At 50.1% G+C, this 26,196-nt stretch carries 23 protein-coding genes and 2 pseudogenes; 13 read left to right on the forward strand and 12 right to left on the reverse strand.

Features of this window, described 5'->3' with window-relative positions; all coding sequences use genetic code 11:
- Nucleotides 1–27 precede the first annotated feature (27 nt).
- Nucleotides 28–249: a zinc ribbon domain-containing protein gene (locus C1192_RS22955; RefSeq protein ID WP_052462986.1), complete on the forward strand. Its 222-nt coding sequence runs from the start codon at nucleotides 28–30 to the stop codon at nucleotides 247–249.
- 627 nt (nucleotides 250–876) lie between these two features.
- Here the strand turns inward: C1192_RS22955 and xseA are convergent.
- A complete protein-coding gene (xseA, locus tag C1192_RS22960; protein ID WP_016249069.1) occupies nucleotides 877–2,253 on the reverse strand; it encodes an exodeoxyribonuclease VII large subunit in 1,377 nt (458 codons plus the stop codon).
- Between the two features lie 161 nt (nucleotides 2,254–2,414).
- Between xseA and guaB the strand changes: the two genes are divergently transcribed.
- Both guaB and guaA read left to right on the forward strand, forming a co-directional pair.
- Nucleotides 2,415–3,881 carry an IMP dehydrogenase gene (gene guaB, locus C1192_RS22965; protein ID WP_001516870.1) on the forward strand — a complete coding sequence of 489 codons (1,467 nt, stop codon included), beginning with the start codon at nucleotides 2,415–2,417 and terminating at the stop codon, nucleotides 3,879–3,881.
- Nucleotides 3,882–3,949: 68 nt separating this feature from the next.
- Nucleotides 3,950–5,527, forward strand: a complete 1,578-nt coding sequence (gene guaA, locus C1192_RS22970; protein ID WP_000138266.1) for a glutamine-hydrolyzing GMP synthase — start codon at nucleotides 3,950–3,952, stop codon at nucleotides 5,525–5,527.
- Between the two features lie 150 nt (nucleotides 5,528–5,677).
- On the opposite strand, the gene C1192_RS22975 is transcribed toward guaA, so the two are convergent.
- The 3 genes from C1192_RS22975 to C1192_RS22985 form a co-directional block, all read right to left on the reverse strand.
- Nucleotides 5,678–6,220: a DUF5384 family protein gene (locus tag C1192_RS22975; RefSeq protein WP_038354398.1), complete on the reverse strand. Its 543-nt coding sequence runs from the start codon at nucleotides 6,218–6,220 to the stop codon at nucleotides 5,678–5,680.
- Between the two features lie 15 nt (nucleotides 6,221–6,235).
- Nucleotides 6,236–6,754 (reverse strand): outer membrane lipoprotein, encoded by a 519-nt coding sequence (locus C1192_RS22980; RefSeq protein ID WP_010378956.1) that lies wholly within the window; start codon nucleotides 6,752–6,754, stop codon nucleotides 6,236–6,238.
- A 310-nt stretch (nucleotides 6,755–7,064) separates the two neighbouring features.
- The gene (locus C1192_RS22985; protein WP_000076002.1) at nucleotides 7,065–7,256 is read right to left on the reverse strand and encodes a YfgG family protein; all 192 of its coding nucleotides are present in this window, start codon (nucleotides 7,254–7,256) and stop codon (nucleotides 7,065–7,067) included.
- A 17-nt stretch (nucleotides 7,257–7,273) separates the two neighbouring features.
- Here C1192_RS22985 and C1192_RS25360 point away from each other — a divergent pair, with 17 nt between their 5' ends.
- The 4 genes and pseudogenes from C1192_RS25360 to C1192_RS23000 all read left to right on the forward strand — a co-directional run.
- Nucleotides 7,274–7,426: a hypothetical protein gene (locus C1192_RS25360; RefSeq protein ID WP_052462987.1), complete on the forward strand. Its 153-nt coding sequence runs from the start codon at nucleotides 7,274–7,276 to the stop codon at nucleotides 7,424–7,426.
- Between the two features lie 180 nt (nucleotides 7,427–7,606).
- Nucleotides 7,607–7,684: pseudogene (locus C1192_RS26130) on the forward strand (hypothetical protein); the annotation flags it as partial.
- Between the two features lie 61 nt (nucleotides 7,685–7,745).
- Nucleotides 7,746–8,896, forward strand: a protein-coding gene (locus tag C1192_RS22995) for an IS3-like element ISEc16 family transposase (protein WP_103194781.1) whose coding sequence is annotated in 2 segments (ribosomal slippage) — nucleotides 7,746–8,007 and nucleotides 8,007–8,896 — 1,152 coding nt in all. Because the reading frame shifts where the segments join, the coding sequence is not laid out codon by codon here.
- 31 nt (nucleotides 8,897–8,927) lie between these two features.
- Nucleotides 8,928–11,009: pseudogene (locus tag C1192_RS23000) on the forward strand (bifunctional diguanylate cyclase/phosphodiesterase); the annotation flags it as partial.
- Between the two features lie 44 nt (nucleotides 11,010–11,053).
- Here C1192_RS23000 and ppx read toward each other — a convergent pair.
- From ppx to purM, 4 genes are all read right to left on the reverse strand, one after another.
- Nucleotides 11,054–12,595 (reverse strand): exopolyphosphatase, encoded by a 1,542-nt coding sequence (gene ppx, locus C1192_RS23005; protein ID WP_001121375.1) that lies wholly within the window; start codon nucleotides 12,593–12,595, stop codon nucleotides 11,054–11,056.
- 4 nt (nucleotides 12,596–12,599) lie between these two features.
- Nucleotides 12,600–14,666: a polyphosphate kinase 1 gene (ppk1, locus tag C1192_RS23010; protein ID WP_038355479.1), complete on the reverse strand. Its 2,067-nt coding sequence runs from the start codon at nucleotides 14,664–14,666 to the stop codon at nucleotides 12,600–12,602.
- 171 nt (nucleotides 14,667–14,837) lie between these two features.
- Entirely contained in the window at nucleotides 14,838–15,476 is a 639-nt protein-coding gene (purN, locus tag C1192_RS23015) for a phosphoribosylglycinamide formyltransferase (RefSeq protein WP_038355478.1), read from the reverse strand.
- The gene (gene purM, locus C1192_RS23020) at nucleotides 15,476–16,513 is read right to left on the reverse strand and encodes a phosphoribosylformylglycinamidine cyclo-ligase (RefSeq protein WP_001516867.1); all 1,038 of its coding nucleotides are present in this window, start codon (nucleotides 16,511–16,513) and stop codon (nucleotides 15,476–15,478) included. Before purM ends, purN begins: the two co-directional genes overlap by 1 nt.
- 325 nt (nucleotides 16,514–16,838) lie before the next feature.
- On the opposite strand from purM, the gene upp reads away from it, so the two are divergent.
- The 3 genes from upp (at nucleotide 16,839) to C1192_RS23035 (ending at nucleotide 19,637) form a co-directional block, all read left to right on the forward strand.
- Nucleotides 16,839–17,465: a uracil phosphoribosyltransferase gene (gene upp / locus C1192_RS23025; RefSeq protein ID WP_001295473.1), complete on the forward strand. Its 627-nt coding sequence runs from the start codon at nucleotides 16,839–16,841 to the stop codon at nucleotides 17,463–17,465.
- Nucleotides 17,466–17,550: 85 nt separating this feature from the next.
- Nucleotides 17,551–18,840: a uracil permease gene (gene uraA, locus C1192_RS23030; protein ID WP_016249065.1), complete on the forward strand. Its 1,290-nt coding sequence runs from the start codon at nucleotides 17,551–17,553 to the stop codon at nucleotides 18,838–18,840.
- Between the two features lie 95 nt (nucleotides 18,841–18,935).
- Entirely contained in the window at nucleotides 18,936–19,637 is a 702-nt protein-coding gene (locus C1192_RS23035; protein WP_001307333.1) for a DnaA inactivator Hda, read from the forward strand.
- Nucleotides 19,638–19,774: 137 nt separating this feature from the next.
- Here the strand turns inward: C1192_RS23035 and arsC are convergent, their stop codons facing one another.
- Both arsC and bepA read right to left on the reverse strand, forming a co-directional pair.
- Nucleotides 19,775–20,134, reverse strand: coding sequence for an arsenate reductase (glutaredoxin) (arsC, locus tag C1192_RS23040; RefSeq protein WP_000166463.1), 360 nt, complete (start codon nucleotides 20,132–20,134; stop codon nucleotides 19,775–19,777).
- A 20-nt stretch (nucleotides 20,135–20,154) separates the two neighbouring features.
- The gene (bepA, locus tag C1192_RS23045) at nucleotides 20,155–21,618 is read right to left on the reverse strand and encodes a beta-barrel assembly-enhancing protease (protein ID WP_000489687.1); all 1,464 of its coding nucleotides are present in this window, start codon (nucleotides 21,616–21,618) and stop codon (nucleotides 20,155–20,157) included.
- Nucleotides 21,619–21,830: 212 nt separating this feature from the next.
- On the opposite strand from bepA, the gene C1192_RS23055 reads away from it, so the two are divergent.
- On the forward strand, nucleotides 21,831–22,892 hold the full coding sequence (locus tag C1192_RS23055; RefSeq protein ID WP_000892035.1) for an AI-2E family transporter: 1,062 nt from the start codon (nucleotides 21,831–21,833) through the stop codon (nucleotides 22,890–22,892).
- 65 nt (nucleotides 22,893–22,957) lie between these two features.
- Here C1192_RS23055 and bcp read toward each other — a convergent pair whose 3' ends face one another.
- Both bcp and C1192_RS23065 read right to left on the reverse strand, forming a co-directional pair.
- Nucleotides 22,958–23,428, reverse strand: coding sequence for a thioredoxin-dependent thiol peroxidase (bcp, locus tag C1192_RS23060; RefSeq protein WP_001068678.1), 471 nt, complete (start codon nucleotides 23,426–23,428; stop codon nucleotides 22,958–22,960).
- Nucleotides 23,428–24,000 carry a glycine cleavage system transcriptional repressor gene (locus tag C1192_RS23065; protein ID WP_010378971.1) on the reverse strand — a complete coding sequence of 191 codons (573 nt, stop codon included), beginning with the start codon at nucleotides 23,998–24,000 and terminating at the stop codon, nucleotides 23,428–23,430. Before C1192_RS23065 ends, bcp begins: the two co-directional genes overlap by 1 nt.
- A gap of 146 nt (nucleotides 24,001–24,146) precedes the next feature.
- Between C1192_RS23065 and dapA the strand changes: the two genes are divergently transcribed.
- A complete protein-coding gene (dapA, locus tag C1192_RS23070; protein WP_038355477.1) occupies nucleotides 24,147–25,025 on the forward strand; it encodes a 4-hydroxy-tetrahydrodipicolinate synthase in 879 nt (292 codons plus the stop codon).
- Nucleotides 25,026–25,041: 16 nt separating this feature from the next.
- The gene (gene bamC, locus C1192_RS23075; RefSeq protein ID WP_038355476.1) at nucleotides 25,042–26,076 is read left to right on the forward strand and encodes an outer membrane protein assembly factor BamC; all 1,035 of its coding nucleotides are present in this window, start codon (nucleotides 25,042–25,044) and stop codon (nucleotides 26,074–26,076) included.
- Nucleotides 26,077–26,196 lie beyond the last annotated feature (120 nt).

The following is a 26,196-nucleotide window of genomic DNA, read 5'->3' on the forward strand; positions in this document are numbered from 1 at the left end:
AGGGGGAAACTTATCGAAGGAGTTTATATGGAACTCAACTGCCCAATCTGTCAGAAACCTCTCGAGCGTAATGGTGACATCGCTCATTGTGAAACCTGTGACAAAAATTTCTCTCTCCAGGCATTGTGCCCTGATTGCCATCAGCTTTTGCAGGTACTCAAAGCCTGCGGTGCGGTAGATTACTTCTGTCAGAATGGTCACGGGCTTATTTCCCGCAAACGTGTTGAGTTTGTCCTTCCTGAATATTAAGTTTTATTTAAAATTTATATTCACACTATAAAAATTAGATTTATCAGTGTCTGGTCGATAAACAGATCGGTTAGACCATTTTAATTAAAATTGTATTTATATTTGCTTGAGTGATTTTTCCTTTATGTGTGGAATATACTGCCTGTCATTATTAATTTTTTGTATTGATATATTATTCAGGGATGGTGCATTGGGGGCGCTGTATTGTAATGATGCTGATCTCTGGTGCAGCCATTACCGCACCGGAGACAAACATTAAACAAAATAACGCCCCATAGCTCGAGTTCGGCAGCGAAGCGACCCGACAAGAAGCACAAAATAATAAAGGAACTTCATTTAAAGAACGCAGTGCCGATTACATCACCAACTCTGCAACACAAGGGTTTGAAAAACACATCGACCTCTGTTGAAAACAGAATTACCTTCTGGTGCAGTTGTTGTGGTGGCACCAAATGTCGCCAACGAAACCTGGGCGTTGGGACACTGAGTTGATTCAGGCAAATGTGATATAGCAAAACAGTGTGGAAGTATGAGTAATACGGCAGGGTACATTCAGTGATGCCCGGATTATATCTGGTGTTGGCATGGTGATATTGCCGGATGCGATACTGGCGCATCTTATCCGGCCTACGGATTAGCCGCTTTTTTACGTGGTTTGCGGGTTTTCATAACTGAACTGACTTCGCTGACCACCACGCCATCACCTAACCGCGTGGTCAACGTATCGCCCGCTTTGACCTGCTTAACCTGTTTCAGCACTGTGCCATCGGCGGCGCTGGTTACGCTATATCCACGCGCCAGTGTTGACAGCGGGCTCACGGCTTCCAGGTGTGTTACTGCATTACCAAAACGTTCACGTGTTACGCTAAGTTGTGCGTGTAACACTTCCGCCAGACGATATTCCAGTTGCTGAATCCGCGTTTGCGCGCGATGAATACGTGACTGCGGATTTTGCTGGGTTAGTCGCTGTGTTAATCGCTGCTGTTGCTGTCCGACACGTTTTAGCTGATTTTCCAGTGCAAAGCTCATCCGCTTTTGTAGACGTTCGAGAGTGGTTTGCTGACGCGCCAGCCGTAGCTGTGGGTGCTGCTGCTGTAATCGATGATGAATCTGTGTAAAACGCCGGGTGCGATTGGCGAGATAATAATCCATCGCCATCTCCAGTCGCTGACGGGCAGATTGCACCTGACGGAGTAATTCTTGCTGATTACGGCTCACCACTTCGGCGGCAGCCGATGGTGTGGGTGCTCGTAAATCGGCAACAAAATCGGCAATGGTCACATCAGTTTCATGTCCAACGGCGCTGACAACCGGAATGTGACTGGCAAAAATCGCCCGCGCTACGCGTTCGTCGTTAAAACTCCATAAATCTTCCAGCGACCCGCCGCCGCGCCCGACAATCAATACGTCGCACTCGTTGCGCTTATTCGCCAGTTCAATGGCGCGAACAATTTGCCCAGGCGCATCATCACCCTGTACGGCGGTAGGATAGATGATCACGGGTAGAGACGGATCGCGGCGTTTAAGCACATGCAAAATATCGTGCAACGCGGCACCGGTTTTTGAGGTGATGACACCTACACAGTGCGCGGGGGAGGGGAGTGGCTTCTTAAACTGTTGATCGAACAAACCTTCAGCCTGCAATTTCGCTTTTAGCTGTTCATACTTCTGTTGCAACAAGCCTTCACCGGCGGGCTGCATACTTTCAACGATTATCTGATAGTCACCACGCGGCTCATACAGCGTAATATTGGCGCGAACCAGCACCTGTTGCCCGTGCTGTGGGCGAAAGGCTACCCGGCGGTTGCTGTTACGGAACATTGCGCAGCGCACCTGGGCGGTATCGTCTTTGAGCGTAAAATACCAGTGACCGGAAGCCGGTTGCGTGAAGTTAGATATTTCACCGCTGATCCATACCTGTCCCATCTCATGCTCAAGCAGCAGACGAACCGTTTGATTCAGGCGACTAACGGTAAAAATTGCAGGGGATTGAGAAGGTAACATGTGAGCGAGATCAAATTCTAAATCAGCAAGTTATTCAGTCGATAGTAACCCGCCAGCAGGGGATAGCAAGCATTTTTTGCAAAAAGGGGTAGATGCAATCGGTTACGCTCTGTATAATGCCGCGGCAATATTTATTAACCACTCTGGTCGAGATATTGCCCATGCTACGTATCGCTAAAGAAGCTCTGACGTTTGACGACGTTCTCCTCGTTCCTGCTCATTCTACCGTCCTGCCGAATACCGCTGACCTCAGCACTCAACTGACGAAAACTATTCGTCTGAACATCCCTATGCTTTCCGCAGCAATGGATACCGTAACGGAAGCGCGCCTGGCTATTGCCCTGGCTCAGGAAGGCGGTATTGGCTTTATCCACAAAAACATGTCCATTGAACGCCAGGCGGAAGAAGTTCGCCGCGTGAAAAAACACGAGTCTGGCGTGGTGACTGACCCGCAGACTGTTCTGCCAACCACGACTCTGCGCGAGGTGAAAGAACTGACCGAGCGTAACGGTTTTGCTGGCTACCCGGTAGTAACCGAAGAAAACGAACTGGTTGGTATCATCACCGGTCGTGACGTGCGTTTTGTGACCGACCTGAATCAGCCGGTTAGCGTTTACATGACGCCGAAAGAGCGTTTGGTGACCGTGCGTGAAGGCGAAGCCCGTGAAGTTGTGCTGACCAAAATGCACGAAAAACGCGTTGAGAAAGCGCTGGTGGTTGATGATGAATTCCACCTGATTGGCATGATCACCGTGAAAGATTTCCAGAAAGCGGAGCGTAAACCGAACGCCTGTAAAGACGAGCAAGGCCGTCTGCGTGTTGGTGCGGCGGTTGGTGCTGGCGCAGGTAACGAAGAGCGTGTTGATGCGCTGGTGGCCGCTGGTGTTGACGTTCTGCTGATCGACTCCTCTCATGGTCACTCTGAAGGTGTTCTGCAACGTATTCGCGAAACCCGAGCCAAATACCCGGATCTGCAAATCATCGGCGGTAACGTCGCCACTGCTGCAGGCGCTCGTGCGCTGGCGGAAGCCGGTTGTAGCGCGGTTAAAGTTGGTATCGGCCCTGGTTCTATTTGTACCACCCGTATCGTCACTGGCGTAGGTGTTCCGCAGATCACCGCCGTTGCTGACGCAGTAGAAGCCCTGGAAGGCACCGGTATTCCAGTTATCGCTGACGGTGGTATTCGCTTCTCCGGCGATATCGCTAAAGCTATCGCTGCTGGCGCAAGCGCGGTGATGGTAGGCTCCATGCTGGCAGGTACGGAAGAATCTCCGGGTGAAATCGAACTCTACCAGGGCCGTTCTTATAAATCTTACCGTGGTATGGGCTCTCTGGGCGCGATGTCCAAAGGTTCTTCTGACCGTTACTTCCAGAGCGACAACGCCGCTGACAAACTGGTGCCAGAAGGCATCGAAGGCCGTGTGGCTTACAAAGGTCGCCTGAAAGAGATCATCCACCAGCAGATGGGCGGTCTGCGCTCCTGTATGGGTCTGACCGGCTGTGGTACTATCGACGAACTGCGTACTAAAGCGGAGTTTGTACGTATCAGCGGTGCTGGCATTCAGGAAAGCCACGTTCATGACGTGACCATCACCAAAGAGTCCCCGAACTACCGTATGGGCTCCTGATTCTCTTCGCCCGACTTCATGTCGGGCGATTTATATTATCTGTTTCACTTGCCTCGGAATAAGCGTCAATGACGGAAAACATTCATAAGCATCGCATCCTCATTCTGGACTTCGGTTCACAGTACACCCAACTGGTTGCGCGCCGCGTGCGTGAGCTGGGCGTTTACTGTGAACTGTGGGCATGGGATGTGACAGAAGCACAAATTCGTGACTTCAACCCAAGCGGCATTATTCTTTCCGGCGGCCCGGAAAGCACCACCGAAGAAAACAGCCCGCGAGCGCCGCAGTATGTCTTTGAAGCAGGCGTACCGGTATTCGGCGTTTGCTATGGTATGCAGACCATGGCGATGCAGTTAGGTGGCCATGTTGAAGCCTCTAACGAGCGTGAGTTTGGTTATGCACAGGTTGAAGTACAAACTGATAGCGCGCTCATTCGTGGCATCGAAGATGCGTTAAGTGCAGACGGCAAACCGCTGCTTGACGTGTGGATGAGCCACGGCGATAAGGTAACTGCAATTCCTGAGGGTTTCGTTACCGTAGCCAGCACCGAAAGTTGCCCGTTTGCCATAATGGCTAACGAAGAAAAACGTTTCTATGGCGTACAGTTCCACCCGGAAGTGACTCACACCCGTCAGGGGATGCGTATGCTGGAGCGTTTTGTGCGCGATATTTGCCAATGTGAAGCACTGTGGACACCAGCAAAAATTATCGATGACGCCGTAGCCCGCATTCGCGAGCAGGTGGGCGATGATAAAGTGATCCTTGGCCTCTCTGGTGGCGTGGACTCTTCTGTTACTGCGATGCTTCTGCACCGTGCTATCGGTAAAAACCTGACCTGTGTATTCGTCGACAACGGCCTGCTGCGTCTGAATGAAGCTGAACAGGTAATGGATATGTTTGGTGATCGCTTCGGCCTGAACATCATTCACGTTCCGGCAGAAGAGCGTTTCCTGGCTGCGCTGGCGGGTGAAAACGATCCGGAAGCTAAACGTAAAATCATCGGTCGCGTCTTCGTTGAAGTATTCGATGAAGAAGCGCTGAAACTGGAAGATGTAAAGTGGCTGGCGCAGGGGACTATCTACCCTGACGTTATTGAATCCGCCGCTTCTGCGACGGGTAAAGCGCACGTTATCAAATCTCACCACAACGTAGGCGGCCTGCCGAAAGAGATGAAGATGGGCCTGGTTGAACCGCTGAAAGAGCTGTTCAAAGACGAAGTGCGTAAGATTGGTCTGGAGCTGGGTCTGCCGTACGACATGCTGTACCGCCACCCGTTCCCGGGGCCTGGCCTTGGCGTTCGCGTGCTGGGTGAAGTGAAGAAAGAGTACTGCGACCTGCTGCGCCGTGCGGATGCCATCTTCATTGAAGAACTGCGTAAAGCTGATCTGTACGACAAAGTCAGCCAGGCATTCACTGTCTTCCTGCCAGTACGCTCCGTAGGCGTAATGGGCGATGGTCGTAAATATGACTGGGTTGTCTCTCTGCGTGCTGTCGAAACCATCGACTTTATGACCGCACACTGGGCGCACCTGCCGTATGATTTCTTAGGGCGCGTTTCCAACCGTATTATCAATGAAGTGAATGGTATTTCCCGCGTGGTGTATGACATCAGCGGTAAGCCGCCAGCTACTATTGAGTGGGAATAAACCCGAACACTAAATGCTGAGGTTTTCTATTCGTACGAGGCTTCAGCATATTTTGGTAACAAAACCCTCTGTTCATCCACTGGAGGGTTTTTTATGCAATTAAAAAGCCCATAATCCTCACGAATTACAGGCCTGGTAGTGGAAAGACGATTAATTAAACCAACTGTCTGATTTATTCTCTTCTGCTTTACCCACGCTTTTCATCAAATCACGACCACCTTCAGTCATATTCCTGTTAGCGTCAGCTTCAGATTGTACAACATCGGTTTGCGCTGCTTTGTGTTTCAGTTCCTGATCGATAAATTCGTTCTCACGCTTAACGCGCGCTTCTTCTTTTGCCAGCGCCAGTTTTTGCTTCTGAATCTCTAAGTTGCGTAGCTCATCTTCATAACTTTGATCGCGCTTTTTATCCGCAGTGAATTCGGCGTCCCGTTTATCCTGGAGAGCTTTTTTATCCGCTGCTGCTGCTGCCGCTCTTTTATTCGCTGCGGCCTGAGCGTTTGCGCGCCGTTGCTTCTCTTGCTGGATTTCCCTGTTGCGCTCCGCAACCCATTCGTCATGCTGCCTTTGTTCTTCATTTTTGCCTTGCTGTTCAGCTTCTGCGACCGCAGAGAGTTGATCCTGTAATGAAGAGGCGAAAGCCGGGCTACTAACAGCAGCTAATATGGCGGCGCAAAGAAAAACTTTCTTCATGAGTCCTCCTGATAGTTAGCTCTTTTCAGGACATTTTGTATTTGGCTGAATACGCGTTTCGTTATAAGTGGTGGTAATAACAACGGCTAAACCCGTTGTGAACTGGCATTCTTTACCCACCTGGGTGGAGGTGTACACTTTGGTGCCTTCCTTATAAGTTAAAGAGACACCTTCCACTAAGGTTTTATCATTCACCATAGTACCCGCTGCCGCGCCTACAGCTCCGCCACCAACTGCACCAGCCGTTGTTCCGGAGTTACTACCAGATCCAACGTTATGGCCGATAACGCCGCCTGCGACAGCGCCAATAAGTGCGCCAAAGGCTTGCGCATTCCGTTTATTTTGTGAGTTATCTACGGCAACTTTTGCGGGAAGAATGGAGATAATATTAACGGTTTTAGTTTCTTGCTTTGTATTCAGTTGATCGGTTTGATAGACATCGGCGGCATGGTCGTCAGCATTTGACTGGCATCCTGCCAGGGTGAATGACGCTAAAATTGCCACAGGCAGAAAACATTTTTTAAATTTCATCACTATTCCTTGTTGTACACATTACGAAAAATAAGACATTTAAGATCATCAAAAGAAGAAAGTAAATGTATTGCGGATAAAGGAATAGATTTAATTTATTAAAATTCACCAGGATAATAAATTAATAAAAAATATAATTGAAATATATATATTAATTTAATGTTTATTCCGTCCTTAGGCAAGATGATCGTCAGTCAGGGCAAAGAGGCGAGATTTAAGGTGAAAGAATGCTTGCCGCTTTGATAACAACAAAGAGCAACAGCATCTGACAACATTGAGCCGTCTTGTTCAGGAAGGATGACGAAGGTAACCGCTAACGTTGTACCGATGATTCGATAGAGAGTGTGGATTGTTGAGCTTCTTTTTTGCTCTGATGATGCTGCCAGGCACTGACGGACGAGTAGATAAAGCGGCCAAAGAAGAAGATAAAGCTAATGAGTAGTACGATACGGGTCATACGACTGTTAAATCGGTGTCGTTTTCGCATACTGGTTGCCTGACTCACAAAAGGTTCCTTGAAGTATGTCCCACTCAGGAGACGGTGCTTACATTAAGGCACATCAGGAAAAAATGGTCAATTCTTCGTTATGTAAAAAAGCGTCAGTGGATACATATTTTAATGTTATGGAAATTAATTTAATTATTTACAGTGCTGATGTAATAATGATGAATTAACATAATAAACGTAATAATTCATTAATCAGGGTTATTTTGTTTGATATATATCAATTGGAACTTTCATATGACACTTAGAATCAATGTCCTCTATAGCGATGAGTAATCATCTTTCGAAGTCAGGTGGGATGCCTGTCTGAATACACCCCTTCAGGATGTGGGGGATTCTGCTGAGCATCTATGAAACTGAATGCAACTTATATAAAAATACGTGATAAATGGTGGGGGCTTCCGCTGATCCTGCCTTCTTTAATTTTGATCTTACCCACCAATAGTGGACACAGGACTAAGTGAGTAAACTCTCAACCAGAGGTGACTCATGACAAAACCAGTATCAATCAGCAAGAAGCCCCGTAAACAACATACGCCTGAATTTCGTAACGAAGCCCTGAAACTCGCTGAACGCATCGGTGTGGCCGCCGCAGCCCGTGAACTCAGCCTGTATGAATCTCAGCTTTATGCCTGGCGCAGTAAACAGCAGCAACAAATGAGTTCGTCAGAGCGCGAAAGCGAACTGGCCGCTGAAAATGTCCGCCTTAAACGACAACTGGCGGAGCAGGCTGAGGAACTGGCCATCCTCCAAAAGGCCGCGACATACTTCGCGAAGCGCCTGAAATGAAGTATGTCTTCATCGAAAATCATCGGGCAGAGTTCAGCATCAAAGCGATGTGTCGTGTACTTCGGGTTGCCCGCAGCGGCTGGTATGTCTGGCTCAGGCGTCGTCACCAGATGAGCCTGCGCCAACAGTTTCGGCTCACCTGCGATACCGCTGTTCATAAGGCATTCTTTGAGGCAAAGCAGCGATACGGTGCTCCCCGCCTTGCTGACGAACTGCCGGAGTTCAATATTAAAACCATTGCCGCCAGCCTGCGTCGTCAGGGGCTGCGGGCGAAAGCCGGCCGGAAGTTCAGCCCGGTCAGCTACCGTGCACATGGCCTGCCCGTATTGGAGAATCTGCTGGAGCAGGACTTCAGCGCCAGCGGCCCGAACCAGAAGTGGGCGGGTGACATCACGTACTTGCGTACCGATGAGGGCTGGTTGTATCTCGCAGTAGTCATCGACCTGTGGTCACGCGCCGTTATTGGCTGGTCGATGTCACCGCGAATGACAGCACAACTGGCCTGTGATGCACTGCAAATGGCGTTGTGGCGGAGAAGACGCCCGGAAAGCGTCATTGTTCATACGGACCGTGGTGGTCAATACTGTTCAGGGGATTATCAGGCGCTGCTGAAGCGACACAACCTGCGTGGCAGTATGAGTGCGAAAGGCAACTGTTATGACAATGCCTGTGTGGAAAGCTTCTTTCATTCGCTGAAGGTGGAATGTATCCACGGGGAACGCTTTAGCAGCCGGGAAATAATGCGGGCAACGGTGTTTAATTATATCGAGTGTGATTACAATCGCTGGCGTCGTCACAGTGCCTGTGGCGGTCTCAGCCCGGAACAATTTGAAAACCATAATCTCGCTTAGGGCCGTGTCCACATTACGTGGGTAGGATCACAGCATGATGATGTTTTTTGGCTGGGCAGCATTACCGGGTATAGCATTAGGCATTTTTGTTCGTAAGTATGCGGAGCTTGGCCTTTACGAAACGCTTTCGTTAACGGCTAATTTTATTATCATTATTATTATTTGTTGGGGCGGTTACAGGGTCTTTACTCCCCGGCGTAACAACGTTTCACATGGCGATACCCGCTTAATTTCCCAGCGAATTTTTTGGCAGATTTTTTTTCCTGCAACGTTGTTCCTGGTGCTTTTCCAGTTTGCGGCGTTTGTAGGATTACTGGCGAGCAAAGAAAATCTGGTAGGCGTCATGCCTTTTAACCTTGGAACCTTAATCAATTATCAGGCCCTGCTGGTCGGTAATCTTATCGGTGTCCCGCTGTGCTATTTCATCATTCGGGTGGTGCGAAATCCACTTTATTTACGTAGCTATTATTCGCAGTTAAAACAGCAGGTTGACAGAAAAGTGACCAAAAAAGAATTTGCGATCTGGTTACTGGCTTTAGGTTCGTTGCTGTTGCTGTTATGTATGCCGTTAAATGAAAAAAGCACAATTTTTAGCACCAACTATACGTTATCGTTATTGTTGCCGCTGATGATGTGGGGAGCAATGCGCTACGGCTATAAGTTTATATCGCTGCTCTGGGCGGTAGTGCTGATGATCAGTATTCACAGCTATCAGAATTATATTCCCCTTTATCCAGGATATACCACGCAACTGACCATAACTTCCTCCAGTTATTTAGTTTTTTCTTTTATTGTCAATTATATGGCTGTACTGGCAACCCGTCAGCGAGCGGTGGTCAGACGCATTCAACGGCTTGCCTATGTGGACCCGGTTGTTCATCTGCCAAATATTCGCGCCCTGAACCGCGCGCTGCGCGATGCACCCTGGTCCGTGCTATGTTATTTACGCATCCCAGGCATGGAAATGCTGGTAAAGAACTATGGCATCATGCTACGCATTCAATATAAACAAAAAATTTCACACTGGCTGACATCATTGCTGGAGCCGGGCGAATCTGTTTATCAGCTTTCCGGCAACGACCTTGCGTTACGACTGAATACAGAATCACACCAGGAGCGCATTACCGCGCTGGATAACCATCTGAAGCAGTTTCGTTTCTTTTGGGATGGAATGCCGTTACAACCTCAGATTGGCGTTAGTTATTGCTATGTCCGCTCACCGGTTAATCATATATACCTGCTGCTCGGGGAGTTAAATACGGTTGCCGAACTTTCCATCGTGACCAATACCCCGGAAAATATGCAACGTCGTGGGGCAATGTATTTACAACGGGAATTAAAAGACAAAGTGGCGATGATGAATCGGCTACAGCAGGCGCTTGAGCATAACCAGTTTTGCCTGATGGCCCAGCCGATTACTGGGGTGCGTGGTGATGTCTATCATGAAATTCTGCTGCGCATGAAAGGAGAGAACGATGAACTCATCAATCCTGACAATTTCTTACCGGTTGCGCATGAATTTGGCTTATCGTCCAGCATCGACATGTGGGTCATCGAACATACACTGCAATTTATGGCGGAAAATAGAGAAAAAATGCCTGCCCGCCGATTTGCTATTAACCTGTCGCCAACTTCCGTTTGTCAGGCGCATTTTCCTTTGAACGTCAGTCATTTTTTAGCTAAATATCAAATAGAAGCGTGGCAGCTTATTTTTGAGGTAACAGAAAGTAATATCCTGACCAATGTTAAACAGGCACAGAATACGTTGCAGCATCTTCAGGAGTTAGGATGCCAAATTGCAATTGATGATTTTGGCACCGGCTATGCCAGTTATGCGCGGCTAAAAAATGTGAATGCTAATTTATTAAAAATTGATGGCAGCTTCATACGCAATATTGTCTCGAATAGTCTGGATTACCAGATAGTGGCGTCAATTTGTCATCTGGCGCGAATGAAGAAAATGCAAGTGGTTGCGGAATATGTTGAAAATGAAGAGATTCGCCAGGCGGTTCATTCTTTGGGTATTGATTACCTGCAAGGCTTTTTGATTGGTGAACCGCAACTGTTAGTGGATATGCTGGATGAAAGAGAACCTGTCCGGGAAAGCGCGTAATTTATTGGGGCCGACATAACATGTTGGCCCGTTTTCATTTCATCTTAAGCCGCGATTTCAGGCGTGCTTTCTTCTTCAATTTTTAACCGCCAGCCAGCCACGCCTTCCCAGTATTCTTGCTCTTTTTCCAGATCAAGCAGAACCAGCGCGTTCTGGCTAAACCAGTCATGCGGAAAACGCAGAGTCCAGTGGCTGTCATCGGTAATCAGCGTTAATGTCGGTGGGGTAGTGGTTGCCTGACGTTGGTTGTTTAGCAATACGCCAAGGCGCAATAGCTGGATTAAGGGCAGAAACTGCTTCTTCTTAAACAGCGTAAAGCGCGGCAGATCGTCGAGCTTAATCGCTTTACGGTGATAGCGTACCAGCGTCGCCATCATCAATTGTTGTTCCTGATTAAAACCCGGTAAGTCGCTGTTTTGCAGGATATAGGCCGAATGGCGATGCAATCCGCTATGGTTGATATTTAACCCGACCTCATGCAGCATGGCGGCCCAGCGTAGCAAGGCTTCCAGTTGCGGATGCGCCAGCTTCGGTTGTTGTTCCCGCCACTGTTCGTACATCTGCATGGTGGTTTCCAGCACCCGCCGTGCCTGTTCACTGTCAATGTGATACTGGTTGGCGAGGCTGCTGGCGGTACGACTACGTACATCCTGATGGCGAAAACGGCCTTCCATTTCATAAAGTACGCCTTCGCGTAGCGCACCGTCAGAAAGCCGCAGTTCACGGATAGCTAAGGCATCAAACACACCGCATAAAATTGCCAGTCCAGGGACAAATACGGTTTTCCGTTCTTCGGAAAGGCCCGGTAAACTAAGCGATGCAAAATTACGATGGCGTAAAACTTCTTTCACCAGTTTTTCGAGACGTTCCGGGGTAATAATCCCGTCTTTCTCGCCCATTTCCATCAACACTTCATGGGCGGCTTTAATGGTGCCGGAAGCGCCCATTGCCACGTTCCAGCCCTGAATCCGGAATTGCCAGGTTAAGGTTTCCAGTTTTTGCGCCGCTGCCATGCGTGCGCGCTGAAAATTCTCTTTATTGATGACGCCACCCTGGAAATAAAGCTGGGCAAAGCTGACGCAACCCATTCGGCGGCTTTCCACGAGAATGGGTTCAAAATTTTCGCCAATCACCAGTTCCGTTGAGCCGCCGCCAATATCAATAACCAGCTTGCGGCCTTTTTCCGGTTGGGTATGCTCCACGCCCATAAAAATCAGACGTGCTTCTTCATTACCGGAGATAATTTCAATCGGGTAGGGGATAACCTTTTCTGCTCGCTTCAGAAAGTCAGTGGCATTCAGCGCCTGACGTAGCGTATGGGTCCCAACAATACAGACGCTGGAAGGAGAAAATCCTTGCAGGCGTTCGGCAAACAGCGACAGGCAGTTTAAGCCGCGCGTCATTGCTTCTTCACTCAACATATTATCTGGCCCCAGACCGTCCGCCAGATGCACACGCTGTTTCAGGCGACCAATAATCTGCATTGCGCCATCCACCACACGGGCAATGACCATGTGGAAACTGTTTGAACCAAGGTCGACCGCAGCAAACTCCTGTGGACGAGGGGATTTGTCGTGTATTGGCATAGGGTTATTCAGATTGTTCGAGTGATTTGATGTAGTCGTAAATCGCCAACTGCGCCCGTACTTTGCGGCGGTTACCGCGGGGAACGTAGCGATTACTGAGTTCTTTATCGATATAACGCGCTTTGACTGTATCGCTGAACAGAATTTCGATGATGTCCAGTACCCGCTGCTTCAGCCGTGGGTCGAGCAGTGGCGTTGCCACTTCAATACGATAATCAATATTGCGTGTCATCCAGTCGGCGGAGGACAGGTAAACCTTTTTATCGCCGCCATTTTCAAAAATATAAACCCGGTCATGTTCCAGGTAACGATCGACAATGCTGATAGCACGGATGTTATCGCTAATGCCTTCCAGATTAGGGAGCAGTGAACACATCCCGCGCACCAGCAGATTCACCGGCACGCCGGAGCTGGAGGCCGCATACAGACGATCAACCAGACCTTTATCGACCAGGTTATTCAATTTCAGGGTAATACCGCTGGGTAGCCCTTGTTGAGCGTTGGCGATCTCGCGGTCTACCATTTCATACAGCAGGCGACGGGAGTTTTGCGGTGACACCATTAAATAATCGAATGTCACGGGACGGTATGGATTTTCAATAAAATTGAACACTCGCCGTACTTCGTTGGTGATACGCGCATCGGCAGTCAGCAGCGAGTAGTCGGTATAAAGGCGCGCCGTTTTTTCGTTAAAGTTCCCGGTTCCGATATGCGCATAACGCACAACTTCGCCGTTTTCTTTACGCGAAATCAGGAATAATTTGGCGTGAATCTTCAGCCCCGGGGCAGAGAAGATCACATGTACTCCCGCTTCGGTAAGCCGCTTCGCCCAATGAATGTTAGCTTCTTCGTCGAAACGTGCCTGTAACTCAACCACCACGGTGACTTTCTTACCGTTGTGCGCGGCGTGGATCATCGAGTCGATGATGCGCGAATCTTTCGCCACGCGGTAAATGTTAATTTTAATCGCCAGTACGCTTGGGTCGAACGAGGCCTGGCGTAGCAGTTCCAGCACGTGCTCAAAAGTGTGATAAGGATAATAGAGCAGCACATCGTGTTCGCGAATGGCGTCAAAACCGTTGCGGAACTGGGCTTTATCAAACCATATATGACGTAAACGCGGCAGTGGTTTGTTCACCAGATTGGCTTTGCCGACATTGGGGAAATTAATAAAGTCTTTAAAATTGTGATAACGGCCGCCGGGTACGATGGAGTCGTAGCGGGAGATGGTCAGTTTCTCACGCAACACTTCAACCAGCGCACTGGGCATATCGCGTTGATAAACAAAACGTACCGGTTCTGCGGTTAAGCGCTGCTTCAGGCTGGAAGACATCAACTCCATCAGGCTGGCTTCCATCTCGTGCACTAAATCGTATTCGGCATCGCGGGTCATCTTCATCGAATAGGCATTCAGCGCGTCGTAATCAAAGAAGCCTTTGAAAATATCATCAAGGCAGTAACGCAGAATGTTATCCAACAGAATCATTGGCTTGCGTCGACGCGGTGCTTCCGGCGGTAAATTCACAAAGCGCGGCACTTTATCTGATGGGATCTCCAGCAGCGCGTAACGGATGGTATCGCCACGGATAATTTCCACCGCCAGATAGGTGTAATCATCTTTCAGGAACTGCACTAAATCAGTGTCAGCATTGATTAAAATCGGCGTAATGTGCTGACGCAGATACTGCTTAAAGTAATGACGCAGCCAGTTTTGTTGATTGACGGAGAGCTGGCGTTCATTAATCAGGAAGATCTGGTTACGCGCCATCTCCAGCAGCAGTTCGTTGTAGAGACCGTCGAATTCCTGATCGGCTTTCAGCACGCGGGACTGAATTTTGCCCAGTAAATGGCGGGAATGAGAGTTAGAACCTTGTTCTTCGCTAATAATGATGCGTCGCTTCAGTTCAGCGAAGCGGACTTTATAGAACTCATCAAGGTTATTGGAATAGATCCCAAGGAAACGCATCCTTTCAATCAGCGGGTTAGATTTGTCCGCCGCTTCCTGAAGCACGCGTTCATTGAACGATAACCAACTGAGCTCTTTTTCGATGTATAGCTTTTCCTGACCCATTACCACTTTTACTCCGTTTTATTCACGGGACACTGCCTGGATATTATGGCGAGCAATATTGGCAGATGTCCAACTATGCCAGAAAAGGGGGAAAAAAACTGCTGGAGCTTGCGATTTACAAGGGAATTGAAAAGCGCCAACGGTAGAGCTGACGCTTTAACTACGGGGGCATTACTCGTCGGCGGCGTAACCCTGCGGCGGCAGGCGTTGACCATCCAGCCACGCGGCGTTTTCGTGCATCTTCAGACGCCCATCGGCAAACCAGCTAATTACCAGTGGGTAAATAGCGTGTTCCTGGGTTTGCACGCGGGCGATGATTTCATCTTCCGTATCACCTGCAAATACCGGGACTTTTGCCTGTAAAACAACCGGTCCGCCGTCCAGTTCATCGGTGACGAAATGCACCGATGTGCCGTGTTCCTCATCACCATTTTCCAGCGCCTGGCGATGGGTATGCAAACCGGGATATTTTGGTAGCAGGGAAGGGTGAATGTTCAACAAACGCCCGGTGTAGTGAGAAACAAACGTCGGGCTGAGAATGCGCATAAAACCGGCCAGCACGACCACGTCGGGTGAGTACATGTCGATTTCGTGAATCAACTCCCGGTCATAGGCTTCACGACTGTCAAACGCGCTGGCGATGAGCGTATGTGTTGCAATACCGGCTTTGCGGGCGCGTTCAAGGCCGAACGCGTCGGCCTTATTGCTGAAAACTGCCCGTAGGGTGCCTTTAATTTTGTTGGTTTTGCAGGCGTCAATAATTGCCTGCAAATTACTTCCGTTGCCGGAAATAAGCACCACAATATTCATTATTCGATAACCACGCGTTGTTCGGAATCAGAGGCTTTGATGATACCGATTTTCCACGCGTTTTCACCGTTGTCATTGAGCAGGGCGAGAGCTTTGTCCACTTCCGGAGCCGGCAGGGCGATAATCATCCCGACGCCGCAGTTGAAGGTGCGATACATTTCATGGCGGCTGACATTGCCTGCCGTTTGCAGCCAGTTGAATACTTCCGGCCATTGCCAGGAGGATTCATCAATCACTGCCTGGGTATTTTCCGGCAATACGCGCGGAATATTTTCCCAGAAGCCGCCACCGGTCAGATGCGCAATGGCGTGCACATCCACTTTTTCGATCAACTCCAGTACCGATTTCACATAAATACGGGTTGGGGCCAGCAGATGATCGGCTAATGGTTTGCCGTCGAGTTCAGTGGTTTGCGGATCGCAACCACTGACTTCAAGAATTTTGCGTACCAGCGAATAGCCGTTCGAGTGCGGGCCGCTGGAGCCGAGAGCAATCAGCACATCGCCGTCGCTGACTTTCGAACCGTCGATGATTTCTGATTTTTCTACCACCCCAACACAGAAACCAGCTACGTCATAATCTTCGCCGTGATACATCCCCGGCATCTCTGCCGTTTCGCCACCCACTAGCGAGCAGCCCGATTGCAGACACCCTTCCGCGATGCCGCTGATCACCGATGAGGCAGTATCAACATCCAGTTTTCCGGTTGCGTAATAGTCGAGGAAAAACAGCGGTTCAGCGCCTTGCACCACCAGGTCGTTAACGCACATGGCGACCAGATCGATACCGATAGTGTCGTGACGTTTTAAGTCCATCGCCAGACGCAGCTTGGTGCCTACGCCGTCAGTGCCGGAAACCAACACGGGTTCGCGATATTTTTGCGGCAGCGCACACAACGCACCGAAGCCGCCCAGACCGCCCATCACTTCCGGGCGACGCGTTTTCTTCACTACGCCTTTGATTCTTCCAACCAGAGCATTACCCGCGTCAATATCAACACCGGCATCTTTGTAGCTAAGAGAGGTTTTATCGGTCACTGCTTGGGTCCCCACGCGTTACTTGCGGTAGAAAAATAAAATTCGGCGCAATTCTAACAGGGAAAGCAAACGTTTGCGAGACTGCTTTACACAACCTTTTTTCCCCCCTTTTTGCTGAGCGAGAGGTGAAAAAATGCGCGAGCAGAGGCAACGAATGATTTATTGCCAGGATAATTATCTTTTTTAACTATTTGAATGTTAAATGTATTTATCTAAATTTTCTATGGGTTTGACTAAAATCAACGAAAATAATATTGCCGCCTTGAAGAAAGGCGGTATAATCCGTCGATTTTTTTTTGTGGCTGCCCCTCAAAGGAGAAAGAGTATGAAGATCGTGGAAGTCAAACACCCACTCGTCAAACACAAGCTGGGACTGATGCGTGAGCAAGATATCAGCACCAAGCGCTTTCGCGAACTCGCTTCCGAAGTGGGTAGCCTGCTGACTTACGAAGCGACCGCTGACCTCGAAACTGAAAAAGTAACCATCGAAGGCTGGAACGGCCCGGTGGAAATCGACCAGATTAAAGGTAAAAAAATTACCGTAGTGCCGATTCTGCGTGCCGGTCTGGGGATGATGGACGGCGTTCTGGAAAACGTTCCGAGTGCGCGTATCAGCGTAGTCGGTATGTACCGTAATGAAGAAACACTGGAGCCGGTGCCGTACTTCCAGAAACTGGTGTCTAACATCGATGAGCGTATGGCGCTGATCGTTGACCCAATGCTGGCAACCGGTGGTTCAGTTATCGCCACCATTGACCTACTGAAAAAAGCAGGTTGCAGCAGCATTAAAGTGTTGGTGCTGGTGGCAGCTCCAGAAGGCATCGCTGCGCTGGAAAAAGCGCACCCGGACGTTGAGCTTTATACCGCATCGATTGACCAGGGGCTGAATGAGCACGGATACATTATTCCGGGTCTCGGTGATGCCGGTGACAAAATCTTTGGTACAAAATAAAGAATAAAAATAATTAAAGCCGACTTTAAGAGTCGGCTTTTTTTTGAGTAAAGCGCCTATAACACATAATACAGAGGAATATACTATGACGCGCCGTGCTATCGGGGTGAGTGAAAGACCGCCACTTTTACAGACAATCCCGCTTAGTTTGCAACATTTGTTCGCCATGTTTGGTGCAACCGTCCTGGTGCCCGTCTTATTTCATATTAACCCGGCGACCGTACTGTTATTTAACGGTATCGGAACGCTACTGTATCTCTTCATCTGTAAAGGTAAAATCCCGGCTTATCTCGGCTCCAGCTTTGCCTTTATTTCTCCAGTATTGTTACTGTTGCCGTTGGGTTATGAAGTCGCGTTGGGCGGCTTTATTATGTGCGGCGTGCTGTTCTGCCTGGTTTCTTTTATTGTGAAGAAAGCGGGAACCGGCTGGCTGGACGTCCTGTTTCCGCCCGCAGCAATGGGCGCGATCGTTGCCGTCATCGGTCTGGAGCTGGCAGGCGTAGCTGCCGGTATGGCTGGCTTACTCCCGGCTGAAGGGCAAACGCCAGATTCCAAAACCGTCATCATTTCTATTACCACCCTGGCAGTCACGGTTTTAGGTTCCGTGCTGTTCCGTGGTTTCCTGGCGATTATCCCGATTTTGATTGGCGTGCTGGTGGGTTATGCGCTCTCCTTTGCGATGGGGATCGTCGATACCACGCCGATTATTAACGCTCACTGGTTTGCACTGCCAACCCTTTATACACCGCGCTTCGAGTGGTTTGCTATTCTGACTATTCTGCCAGCGGCGCTGGTGGTGATTGCCGAACACGTGGGGCATCTGGTCGTAACGGCTAACATTGTGAAGAAAGATCTGCTGCGCGATCCGGGCCTGCATCGTTCGATGTTCGCTAACGGTCTGTCGACCGTGATCTCCGGTTTCTTTGGTTCCACACCAAACACCACCTACGGGGAAAACATCGGTGTTATGGCGATCACCCGCGTATACAGTACATGGGTAATCGGCGGCGCGGCGATTTTCGCCATCCTGCTTTCCTGCGTTGGTAAACTGGCTGCCGCTATCCAGATGATCCCTCTGCCGGTGATGGGCGGCGTTTCACTGCTGCTTTACGGCGTGATTGGTGCTTCTGGTATTCGTGTGCTGATTGAATCGAAAGTAGATTACAACAAAGCTCAGAACCTGATCCTGACTTCTGTTATTTTGATCATCGGCGTCAGTGGCGCGAAGGTAAACATCGGCGCGGCGGAGCTGAAAGGCATGGCGCTGGCGACTATCGTCGGTATCGGCTTAAGCCTGATCTTCAAACTGATTAGCGTGCTGCGCCCTGAAGAAGTGGTGCTGGACGCAGAAGACGCGGATATAACAGATAAATAATGTACAGACCGGGCAGTGTTGCTGCCCGGTTCAAACATAATGGAATTCTGTGGTAAACTTCTCGCGATTTTGTGGAATCCCTGGTTGAGGTATCTCTGAACACACCGGCACAGCTCTCTTTGCCACTTTATCTTCCTGACGACGAAACCTTTGCAAGTTTCTGGCCGGGGGATAACTCCTCTCTACTGGCCGCGCTGCAAAATGTGCTGCGTCAGGAACATAGCGGTTACATTTATCTCTGGGCACGCGAAGGCGCGGGGCGCAGCCATCTGCTGCACGCGGCTTGCGCGGAATTGTCGCAGCGTGGCGATGCGGTGGGTTATGTCCCGCTGGATAAACGCACCTGGTTTGTCCCGGAAGTGCTCGACGGTATGGAGCATTTGTCGTTGGTCTGCATCGACAATATTGAGTGTATTGCTGGCGATGAGTTGTGGGAGATGGCGATTTTCGATCTCTACAATCGGATTCTGGAGTCGGGCAAAACGCGGTTGTTGATCACCGGCGATCGCCCTCCGCGCCAGTTGAATCTGGGATTACCTGATCTCGCGTCTCGTCTCGACTGGGGGCAGATCTACAAATTGCAGCCGCTTTCTGATGAAGATAAGTTGCAGGCGCTACAGTTACGTGCTCGTTTGCGTGGTTTTGAACTGCCGGAAGATGTGGGACGTTTCTTGCTGAAGCGACTCGACAGAGAGATGCGCACGCTATTTATGACGTTGGATCAGTTGGATCGCGCGTCTATTACCGCGCAACGTAAGTTGACCATTCCGTTTGTGAAAGAGATTTTGAAGCTGTAAACGGGACGTTTATTGTCGGATGCGGCGCGAGCGCCTTATCCGACCTACTCGAATCAAGTTCATTGTATTTGTAGGCCGGATAAGACTCGGCAAGCGTCGCATCCGGCAATATGCCTTAGCTACCGAAGGGGTACATCTTAACCCACGATTTCCAGCACCTGCTCCGGCGGACGACCAATGCGCGCTTTGCCATTCGCGACCACAATCGGGCGTTCCATCAGCTTCGGATTCTCCACCATCGCCTGAATCAGCGCCTCTTCGCTAAGCGAACTGTCAGCCAGATTCAGCTCTTTATAAAGATCCTCTTTCTGGCGCATTAATTCACGGGCGCTGTTCATCCCCAGCATGTTCAGCAAATCACGCAGCGTTGCCGCATCAGCGGGGGTTTCAAGGTAGAGCACTACTTCAGGCTCTACGCCGTTTTCTTTTAGCAAGTTCAGCGTTTCACGGCTCTTTGAACAGCGCGGGTTATGGTAGATTTTTACCTGTTTGGTCATTGTTCTTCCTTTAATGCGAATTACATCTTGGTATAAGGCTTAAAGCGTTCCTGCAACTGGCGCAACTGGTCGATACGCGCATCATAGCGGGCCTGTTGCAGACTGCCTAATTTCACTTGCGAACTGGCGCTACTCAATAAGGAAATGGCCTGATCGAGTCGCCCGGCGAGCGCATAACCTTCTGCTCGCGCAGCCAGTTCCTGATCGCGGTTATTTAGCGCGGCCTCCGCCTGTGCCAGTAAATCCCAGCCATTAATGTCATCTTTATTATTAAAGGTGTAGCGATTCAGAATATTGGCCGCTTCCTGTGGTTGACCACCTTGCAAATAAGCATTCGCCAGGTTGAGCTGCAACACCGGATTGGTGCGTAAATCTCGAGCATTTTTCAGCCGATTGATCGCGTCATTGGCTTTGTTTTGCCCAAGGTCGATATCGGTTGCCAGATCGAGAAACCATGCATTCGTTGGTTCTGCCGTCAGTAATGGCTGAAGCGTTTTCCGCGCCTCGTCGTATTTATTGGCTTCCATCGCCTGCAAAGCACGACCATACTGCGCCGCGCGCTGCTGGCGGACGTTACCTTTCGCCCATTCATCCAGTAAATCGCTGGTGAGCTGGTTACGCCCGGAATTGTACATCCCCAGTGTGCGAGCTTTCGCCAGATAGAAATCTTCTGACGATTGCACCACCATCGGGCGCATCTGATTAGCACGGTTACGGGCATCTGCCAGACGGCTTTCCGGTAACGGGTGCGTCAGCAAAATTTCTGGCGGACGCGAAGAGTAGCGCGCCTGATCGAGCAATTTTTCGAGGAAAGTCGGCATCGCCTGCGGATCGAACCCCGAGCGTTGCAGCACCTGGATACCAATACGGTCTGCTTCCTGTTCGTTTTGCTGAGTGAAACTGATCATCCCCTGGCGTGTTCCCGCCAGCGTACCGGTCAGCGCCGCCATCCCCGCCTGCGGGCTGGCCATCGCCAGTAAAATAGAACCTAGCGCGCCAACCCAGGTCAGTGGTGCGCTACGCTGCTGATCTTCCATCGCTCGCGCCAGGTGACGTTGGGTGACGTGGGAGATTTCGTGCGCCATAACCGAAGCCAACTGGCTTTCGTTATCGGAATAACGGAACAGGGCAGAGTGCAGCACCACGTTGCCGCCAAAGAAAGCAAAGGCGTTAATTTCGTCGTTATTGATCAGAAAGAAATGGAACGGCGTCTTCACTGAGTTGGCATGTGAAACCAGGCGCATCCCCAACGAATTAATATATTGTGTTAACAGTGGGTCATTAATTAATGGTGCGCTACCGCGTAGCTGGCGAACGTAATAGTCGCCCATCTGCATTTCCTGACCAATGGAAAGCGTGCTTCCCGCGGAGGTTCCCATATCCGGCAAGGTGTCTGTGCTGTCGGCAAACGCCGGGGCTACCTGACCGATGGTCATGGCAGCAATGAGGGTAGCAACCAGGTTTTTTTTCAACTGCCTGAACATAACCTCTGTCCTGTATTTCTGGAGATAGTCATTTGACCGATACTGTGAAATATCGTTCCCACCGCACTGCCTTTGAGTGTAACGACGAAGATTAGCCCACTCAAATGGCTTTTCAGTTTCCTTAATCCGTCATAAAAAGCGAAGTCTTTTTTGTGACATTTCGATACAATTGCGGATCGCAATCCCGCTCTTGAGGTTCAGGGAAGGTCTTTATGCTCGAAATGTTGATGCAATGGTATCGCCGCCGTTTTAGCGACCCGGAAGCGATTGCCTTGCTGGTTATTTTAGTTGCCGGTTTTGGCATTATCTTTTTCTTTAGTGGCCTACTCGCGCCGTTGCTGGTGGCTATTGTGCTGGCCTATTTGCTGGAATGGCCGACCGTCCGCCTACAATCTATTGGCTGTTCCCGCCGTTGGGCGACGTCGATTGTGCTGGTTCTGTTTGTTGGCATCCTGCTACTGATGGCATTCGTGGTACTGCCTATTGCCTGGCAGCAGGGTATTTACTTAATCCGCGATATGCCGGGGATGCTCAATAAACTTTCCGATTTTGCCGCCACGTTGCCGCGACGTTATCCGGCGTTGATGGATGCGGGCATCATTGATGCGATGGCCGACAACATGCGCAGTCGGATGCTCACAATGGGCGATTCGGTGGTGAAAATCTCTCTCGCCTCGCTGGTGGGATTGCTGACCATTGCCGTCTATCTGGTGCTGGTGCCGCTGATGGTCTTCTTCCTGCTAAAAGACAAAGAGCAAATGCTGAATGCCGTTCGTCGGGTGCTACCACGTAACCGTGGGCTGGCAGGTCAGGTCTGGAAGGAAATGAACCAGCAAATCACCAACTACATTCGCGGTAAAGTGCTGGAGATGATCGTGGTGGGGATAGCCACCTGGCTGGGTTTTTTACTCTTCGGGCTGAACTATTCACTACTGTTGGCGGTACTGGTCGGCTTCTCGGTGCTTATCCCGTACATCGGTGCTTTTGTGGTGACTATTCCCGTAGTGGGGGTGGCGCTATTCCAGTTTGGAGCAGGCACTGAATTCTGGAGTTGCTTTGCGGTGTATCTGATTATCCAGGCGCTGGACGGTAACCTGTTAGTTCCCGTGTTGTTCTCCGAGGCGGTCAATCTGCATCCGCTGGTGATTATTTTATCGGTGGTGATCTTCGGTGGGCTGTGGGGATTCTGGGGCGTATTCTTCGCCATTCCTCTGGCGACACTAATTAAAGCGGTGATTCATGCCTGGCCCGATGGCCAAATCGCACAAGATTAACCTTCATTCCGGAATGTGAGATGTGCTGGCCGCAAGCGCAGCCAGCACGGAATGGAGCAAAGTAATCAGGCGTGTTCTTTCAGCCAGTTAATCACTACGTCGTGGTGATTGCTGGTTTTGAAATCGTCAAATACATGTTCGATTTTGCCGTCAGCGTCGATCAGGAAGCTGATGCGGTGAATACCATCGTAGGTTTTGCCCATGAAGGACTTCTCTCCCCAGACGCCGAATTGCTCGCACACCTGGTGATCCTCATCAGACAGAAGCGTAAAGTTGAGCAGCTCTTTTTCCGCGAAACGGAAGAGTTTTTCGGGTTTATCAGTGCTGATACCCAGCACATCAACACCGGCTTTTTTCAACTCATCCATGTTATCGCGTAAGCCGCAGGCCTGTACGGTACAGCCGGGGGTCATGGCTTTCGGGTAGAAATAAACCAGAACACGCTGTCCCTGGAAGTCGGTCAAATTAACTTGCTCTCCGTCTTGATCCGGCAAGCTAAATTTCGGTGCGATGTCACCGGCTTTCAGTGGATTCATTACTTAACTCCATCCTGTTCATCATGTTGGGAATAATTGACGACGCTAATACTGCCTTGCGCATTGAGTTCTGTACATAGTGCTTTGAAGGCTTGTTCAATATTTGCTGAATCCGCAGACGCCGGGCTGTGGGCTGTGATCTGAATATGTAGTTGTGCAGCGCGTTCATTTTCAGCAGGTTGCGTGCGAGACACCAGCTCCGCAATGTTCATATGGTGCGCGTCAAAAAGTGCGGTAAAGCGTTCAATTAAATGTGGTGAGTCTGCTACATCGACCTGAACCCAGACAGATGCTGGCATCGGCGGACGCGGACGAGCCGTCGTTCGCTTCATCACGATTAACAGATCCAGCTCGGCACCTTTCAACGGTAACGTTGATTCGATCAAGGTGATTGCGTTCCATGAACCGGAAAGCAGCATGATAAAAGTGAACTCTTCTCCCAGCATCGCCAGGCGACTGTCTTCAATATTACAGCCGCAACTACTGACATGACGGGTGATAGTGTTCACAATTCCGGGGCGATCGGCACCCAGAGCAGTAATCACCAGATAATGTTGCGATGACAGTGTCAAACCGGTTATTCCTTCAAGGGGGAGAGTAGCTCTTAAGGAAAGCATAAAAAAAACATGCATACAACAATCAGAACGGTTCTGTCTGCTTGCTTTTAATGCCATACCAAACGTACCATTGAGACACTTGTTTGCACAGAGGATGGCCCATGTTCACGGGAAGTATTGTCGCGATTGTTACTCCGATGGATGAAAAAGGTAATGTCTGTCGGGCTAGCTTAAAAAAACTGATTGATTATCATGTCGCCAGCGGTACTTCGGCGATTGTTTCTGTTGGCACCACTGGCGAGTCCGCTACCCTGAATCATGACGAACATGTTGATGTGGTGATGATGACGCTGGAACTGGCTGACGGGCGTATTCCGGTGATTGCCGGAACCGGCGCTAATGCTACTGCGGAAGCCATTAACCTGACACAGCGTTTCAATGACACTGGCATCGTTGGCTGCCTGACGGTAACCCCTTATTACAACCGCCCATCGCAGGAAGGTCTGTATCAGCATTTCAAAGCCATCGCTGAACATACTGACCTGCCGCAAATTCTGTATAATGTGCCGTCCCGCACTGGCTGCGATCTGCTACCAGAAACGGTCGGCCGCCTGGCGAAAGTAAAAAATATTATCGGAATCAAAGAGGCAACAGGGAACTTAACACGTGTTAACCAGCTCAAAGAGCTGGTTTCAGACGATTTTGTTCTGCTGAGCGGTGATGATGCGAGCGCGCTGGACTTCATGCAATTAGGTGGTCATGGCGTTATTTCCGTTACGGCTAACGTTGCTGCGCGTGATATGGCTCAGATGTGCAAACTGGCGGCAGAAGGGTATTTTGCCGAGGCACGCCTTATTAATCAGCGTCTGATGCCATTACACAACAAACTATTTGTCGAACCCAATCCAATCCCGGTGAAATGGGCATGTAAGGAACTGGGTCTTGTGGCGACCGATACGCTGCGCCTGCCAATGACGCCAATCACCGACAATGGTCGTGAGACGGTCAGAGCGGCGCTTAAGCATGCCGGTTTGCTGTAAAGTTTAGGGAGATTTGATGGCTTACTCTGTTCAAAAGTCGCGCCTGGCGAAGGTTGCGGGTGTTTCGCTTGTTTTATTACTCGCTGCCTGTAGTTCTGACTCACGCTATAAGCGTCAGGTAAGTGGTGATGAAGCCTACCTGGAAGCAGCACCGCTTGCGGAGCTTCATGCCCCGGCAGGCATGATTTTGCCGGTGACCTCCGGTGATTATGCAATCCCGATGACCAACGGTAGCGGTGCTGTCGGTAAGGCACTGGATATTCGTCCACCAGCCCAGCCGCTGGCGCTGGTATCTGGCGCACGTACCCAGTTCACGGGCGATACCGCTTCACTGCTGGTAGAAAATGGTCGTGGCAATACTCTGTGGCCGCAGGTGGTTAGCGTGCTGCAGGCGAAAAACTACACCATAACCCAACGCGATGATGCCGGTCAGACGCTGACCACCGATTGGGTGCAATGGAACCGTCTGGACGAAGACGAGCAGTATCGCGGCCGTTATCAAATCTCTGTTAAACCGCAGGGTTATCAGCAGGCGGTAACGGTGAAACTGCTGAACCTGGAGCAGGCGGGCAAACCGGTTGCAGACGCGGCTTCCATGCAGCGTTACAGCGCGGAGATGATGAACGTCATTTCCGCTGGCCTGGATAAATCCGTTACTGACGCGGCGAATGCAGCGCAAAATCGTGCTTCCACCACCATGGACGTACAAAGTGCTGCTGACGACACCGGTTTACCAATGCTGGTTGTTCGCGGGCCGTTCAACGTGGTTTGGCAACGTCTGCCAGCGGCGCTGGAAAAAGTGGGCATGAAAGTGACCGACAGCACCCGTTCGCAGGGCAGCATGGCCGTGACCTATAAGCCGCTGTCTGACAGCGACTGGCAGGAACTGGGCGCTCGCGATCCAGGCCTGGCATCCGGCGACTATAAACTGCAGGTCGGTGATTTAGATAACCGCAGCAGCTTACAGTTCATCGATCCGAAAGGTCATACGCTGACTCAAAGCCAAAACGACGCACTGGTATCTGTCTTCCAGGCTGCGTTTAGCAAGTAAAAATACAGGGCTGGAATCATCCGGCCCTTTTTTCTGATATGATACGCAAACGTATGCGTCGACAGAAAAACGCAGTTTTAGCGTTAATTCGCACGAAATTTGTTTGTCGGACACAGGTCG

The organism is Escherichia marmotae (assembly GCF_002900365.1).
Lineage (GTDB): Bacteria > Pseudomonadota > Gammaproteobacteria > Enterobacterales > Enterobacteriaceae > Escherichia > Escherichia marmotae.